This window comes from Mesotoga infera (assembly GCA_011045915.1).
In the GTDB taxonomy this organism is placed as follows: Bacteria; Thermotogota; Thermotogae; order Petrotogales; family Kosmotogaceae; genus Mesotoga; species Mesotoga infera_D.
The window spans coordinates 1-3,234 of sequence record DSBT01000037.1 but is presented as its reverse complement, the minus strand read 5'-3'; the positions used below and the strand labels follow the sequence as shown (position 1 = coordinate 3,234).

The following is a 3,234-nucleotide window of genomic DNA, read 5'->3' as shown; positions in this document are numbered from 1 at the left end:
TATGGCTCCCGGTGGAATGCTTCCTACAAGAGCTTCCATAGCTGAAAGCGAAGAATTCCTGAACGATCCAAAGGGGATTTATAAGAGCTACGGCGCAGAAAAGATCAAGGCAATCATTTATGGCATGGAGAATATTGAGAAGTTCGGTTACGTTGAAGGAAGGGTCTTCCCAGAAATGGGAAAGATATCCGGAGCTTTCACAATTGGAAATGGAATCGTTATGATGTTCGATAACAACGCAACTCCCGATCAAGTCCTGACTTTCTGGAGAGAGGACATAAGAAAGCTGATAGGAAGATAAGCATCTGACAGAGAAGGCCCCGGAGCCGGGGCCTTCCTTTTTTGGAGGTAGATCTCATGCAGCAAGTTACCTCTTCCATTCTGAGGAAAGAAAACAGCCTGGGTTGGAAACTGGTGTCGCCAACGGTTATTCTCTTGATGATACTCATACTGTATCCCGTTGCTTACAACATATATATTTCATTTTTCGACTACGGTATTACGAGTTCGACGTTTGTGGGCCTGGAGAACTATGTCAGAGTCTTCAAAGATGCTGCATTCTGGAAGTCGTTCTTCATAACCGTTGGGTTCACTCTCATAACAGTCTTTGGGAGCATATTGCTGGGCCTTGGAGTTGCTCTAATGCTGAACAAAGAGTTCAAGGGAAGAGCAATAGTAAGAACAATTATCTTGCTTCCGTACATTACTCCCTTGATCTCGATAGTTTTCTCCTGGAAGTATATCTTTGATCCCAGCTATGGCCCCTTCATGCAGCTTTTTAGTCAGACTCTCAGATGGGTTTCCCCTCAACTCGATCTTCTTAACAACTCAAACAATGCGTTCCTCGTTGCGTCGATCTTCAACATTTGGCGCAACTTCCCCTTCGTCTATTTGATGCTTTTGTCAAGGCTCCAATCGATTCCCGAAGATTACTACGAGGCCGCGGAGATAGATGGAGCAACTTCTTGGCAGAAGTTTACGAATATCACTCTTCCCGAGCTCTTCTTCGTTATGGGAGCAGTAGCTCTTATGAGAGGAATCTGGAACTTCTACAAGTTTGATGAGGTGTATTTGATCAGCAAAAGAGCCGGTACTCTTCCGATATTCATATATGAAAGGGTAATAGGCACAACTTCTCCTGAGTATGGAGTTGCGGCTGCAATTGCAACAATTCTCATGGTTGTCATGCTGGGATTGATAACTGCATACGTCAAGAAGGTGTTGAAATGGTAAAGAAGAAGACACCTTTCAAAAGAATGATGTTTGTTCTTGGAATTCTCACAATCTGTTTCTTTATTCTTATTCCCTTTTATTTCATGGTTCACGTATCTCTTAAAGCAGACTACGATCCAAATAAGTTAACATTTTCCGATTTCACGATAAGGAACTATCTGGAGATATTTGGTCTCATTCAGAGCAGCGAAACGGAGTTTTTCGGCGACGAGATAATACGAGCGAATCTGGAACCTGTATTGAAGAGGATAGATGAGTTGGAGAAGAGAACAGCCTCGCTTGACGCATATACCCAGTATGTTCATGACGTTCAGCTGAAGGCTAAGGAGAAAGAACTGAGGGACATCGTAGATCTCGTAATTGACTTTAGCGGACTTGAGGTCGAAAATAAGGAAGAGTTTATTGAAAATTCCCTGATTCCGGGCACAGCAGAGGCCAAGACGATTGAAGAGAATATGGAATCAATTTTCAGCGCAAACGATTTGAAGCGATTTACAGATTTGCGAGCTGAGATTGAAAACGCTCTTACAGAGGAATCGCTGATTTCCGGTTTCGAAAATGCAAAGGCCCAGCTGAAATCCTACGAAGATCAAAAGACGAAAATTCTCGAAGAAAGGGCAAGCGAATTTCCCTTCTTGAAATATTTGAGAAACTCTCTGATTTTTGCGGGAACTTCCGCCTTGATAAGTCTCTTCGTTGCGATTCTGGGCGCTTACGCCTTTTCGAGACTTAGATTCAAGGGAAGAGGACCAGTCCAGCGATCAGTTCTTTTCGTGTATCTGTTCGGCGGCACTGTAATAATGGTCCCGCTTTATCAGATGGCTGTGAAACTTGGAATTCTTTCCTCTCCTCTGGGGACGGGTATGTATTTGATTATGGTCTATGTGATTCAGACTCTTCCTGTCTCCCTTTACATGCTGGGAAATTACTTCAGAACAATACCATTTTCGATTGAGGAAGCCGCAATTATTGATGGGTGTTCCAGAGTACAGGCGATCTTCAAGATTGTTATTCCGCTCTCTCTTCCAGCAATTGTCACAGTATATATCTATGCATTTATGATTGGATGGAATGAATACTTGTTTGCATCTGCCTTCCTTGGTCTAAAATCCTACAAGGATCTCTTCACTCTTCCTATTGGATTGAACGCGTTCTCCGGTTCGGCTCATGCAGTATGGGGAAGGTTGATGGCGGCTTCAGTAGTCTCGGCGATACCAATCATAATTATCTTCAGCCTCATGCAGAAGTACCTGACAAGTGGATTCACTGCCGGAGGCGTAAAAGAATAGGAGGTTGAAGCATGCCTGGACTGAATCAGAAATCATATGACATAGTAATCGGAATACCTAGTTTTAACAACTCGAGTACTATCAAATACGTAGTCGAGACAGCAGCAAAAGGTCTCGGTAAGTTTTTCCCATCATTGAGAGGCTGTATCGTCAATTCAGACGGAGGATCGACAGACAATACTGAAGAGGTTTTTTATTCAGCTTCCAGTGATGGAGCAGATCTGCTTTCTTTCAGATACCGGGGGATCTCCGGAAAGGGAAGCGCAATGAGATCGATAATGGAGAAAGCCCTCACTCTCGACGCTCAGGCAGTGGTATTTCTCGACTCGGATTTAAGAAGTGTAGAACCTTTTTGGATAGATAGACTTGCCCGTCCGATCTTCGAAAAGAACGCAGCGTACGTTACCCCCTACTATATTCGACACAAGTATGACGGAACGATAACCAACAGCATATGCTACCCTCTAACTACGGCACTTTATGGAAAGAAGGTAAGACAACCTATTGGGGGAGATTTCGGTGTAGGCAGAGAGATGCTTGACTATTACATCTCCGTATCTGAGGAGACGTGGAAGTCCGACGTTTCCAAATTTGGAATTGATATCTGGATGACCACTTCTGCCATTAATGAGGCAAGAGGAAGAATATACCAGGCTGCTTTAGGTACGAAAATTCATGACGTGAAGGATCCAGGCAAGCAGCTTGGAAATAT

Annotated in this window: 4 protein-coding genes; all 4 read left to right on the top strand. The window is 43.7% G+C overall.

Annotated elements, in window-relative coordinates; translation table 11 throughout:
• On the top strand, positions 1-301 hold a 301-nt coding region (locus tag ENN47_01115; GenBank protein HDP76791.1), incomplete at its 5' end, for a sugar ABC transporter substrate-binding protein.
• 56 nt (positions 302-357) lie between these two features.
• A complete protein-coding gene (locus ENN47_01110; GenBank protein ID HDP76790.1) occupies positions 358-1,233 on the top strand; it encodes a sugar ABC transporter permease in 876 nt (291 codons plus the stop codon).
• Positions 1,227-2,522 (top strand): ABC transporter permease subunit, encoded by a 1,296-nt coding sequence (locus ENN47_01105; GenBank protein HDP76789.1) that lies wholly within the window; start codon positions 1,227-1,229, stop codon positions 2,520-2,522. The genes ENN47_01110 and ENN47_01105 overlap by 7 nt, the downstream gene beginning before the upstream one ends.
• Positions 2,523-2,533: 11 nt before the next feature.
• On the top strand, positions 2,534-3,234 hold a 701-nt coding region (locus tag ENN47_01100; GenBank protein ID HDP76788.1), incomplete at its 3' end, for a glycosyltransferase.